This is a genomic window from Pseudomonadota bacterium (assembly GCA_026388215.1).
GTDB lineage: Bacteria > Desulfobacterota > Syntrophorhabdia > Syntrophorhabdales > Syntrophorhabdaceae > JAPLKF01.
In genome coordinates, this window is record JAPLKF010000182.1 from 1 (window position 1) to 1,746 (window position 1,746).

General features: G+C 43.1%; 1 protein-coding gene. It reads left to right on the plus strand.

Features of this window, described 5'->3' with window-relative positions; genetic code table 11:
* Nucleotides 1–167: 167 nt before the first annotated feature.
* The coding region (locus tag NTU69_10050) for a PAS domain S-box protein (protein MCX5803853.1) at nt 168–1,746 on the plus strand (1,579 nt) is incomplete at its 3' end.

Sequence of the window (1,746 nt, forward strand, 5' to 3'; positions counted from 1 at the left end):
GTCTAAAAGATAAGCTTGATGATACATACGAACATATTATTAGTCAACTTGTTATAATGATAGGTGAATCTGAAAAATGGATGATAAAATTAAAATAAACGCAGTCACTCACACACGCCCATACGCCGTTACTCCGTTACGCCGTTACTCCAGCGGGGGTTTAAAACATGAAAACCTTATTTGAAGGGAAGAAATTATATGCCGTAATTATTGTGTTTCTCTTTATTATTACCTTTTTTATCACCTTTTCCGTCATACGCAACCACTATCAGCATGTAGTAAAGGATACAATCGCTGCAAATAAATTAAAGGCGCGTTTCCTCTCCTCGCTCATTTATGAGCATCAGAAGGCAGCTACCAGTATCCTGGAGTCCTATTCACAACGTCCCCTTTTCATCGATGCAGCGAAGAAGAAGGACTTTGACCGCGCCATATATCACATGAAATCCTTAAGCGAGCATCATACTGAAATCGATACCCTCTTTATAACCGACCAATATGGAGTCGTCTGGGCAAACTACCCGGTGAGTAAAGAATCCTATGGTAAGAACCTTGCCTACCGTGACTGGTATAAAGGGGTAAGCAAGAAATGGAGACCCTATATTTCTACAGTATTCCGTTTGATTGTCCTGGAAAAAGATCTCGCTGTTGCTATATCTGTCCCTGTATTAGACAGAAAAGGTAAAGTCATCGGGATATTTGGCAGCACCCAGCGCACCCTCTTCCTCGCCACCTTCATCAAGGGAAATATAATAGATCCCGAAAAGAGTATCACCCTCCTCGACCAGGAAGGAAACATCATATTCAGTAATGCTGTTCCCTATCAGGAGAAAATAACGAAATACCCTGACGCGCACGTACTGGGAAAGGCAGTTGCAGGGGTCATTATTGATATGGAAATTGCAGATGCAAAAGAAAAGGGGAGCATCTCCTATGTATCCATTGCACCGGTAAGGGGGATTGGCTGGTCAGTCATTGTTGGGCAGGAGAAAAATGCAATCCTGAAGTCATTATACGGGTATTTCATCCGCTCCGCAGTTACAGGTTCCATCATATTCCTCTTCCTTACAGTCTGTTTACTCTATTTCAGGAGGGAGTACAAATACAGGAAAACAAAGGAACTCCTCCAGGCAGAGGAGAAATACCGGAATATTTTTGAAAATACCGTTGAAGGTATTTACCGGACCACCCCTGAAGGGCGCTTTATCATCATCAACCCGGCCTTCGCAGCGATATGCGGATATGCGTCGCCGGAAGAGATGATAGAAAAGGTGACCGATATCCCAAATCAGATCTATGCAAACCCGGAAGACAGATTGCGGCTTCAAAAACGCATCGCCGCAGGGGAAAAGGTGAAAGGCTTTGAGGTCCAATTCAAACACCCGACACGAGGGCTGGTCTGGGTTTCCATCAATGCAAACGCACTACGCGATGAACAGGGGAATATTCGCAATTACGATGGGACAATAGAGGACATCACCGAGCGCAAACAGGCAGAGGAAAAAAGATTAAAAGAACGAAAAAGATTCCAGGTCCTCGCAGATAATGCACCATATGGTATTATGGTTATCGGGGAAGATAATACCTTTACTTACCTCAACAATAAATTCAAGGAAATTTTTGGCTATGATCTTCATGACCTTCCTGACGGGAAAACGTGGTTTAGAAAGGCATACCCTGATGCTTTATATAGACACACGGTCATCTCTACATGGATAGATGACTTAAAAAATGTCAAAAAAGGTG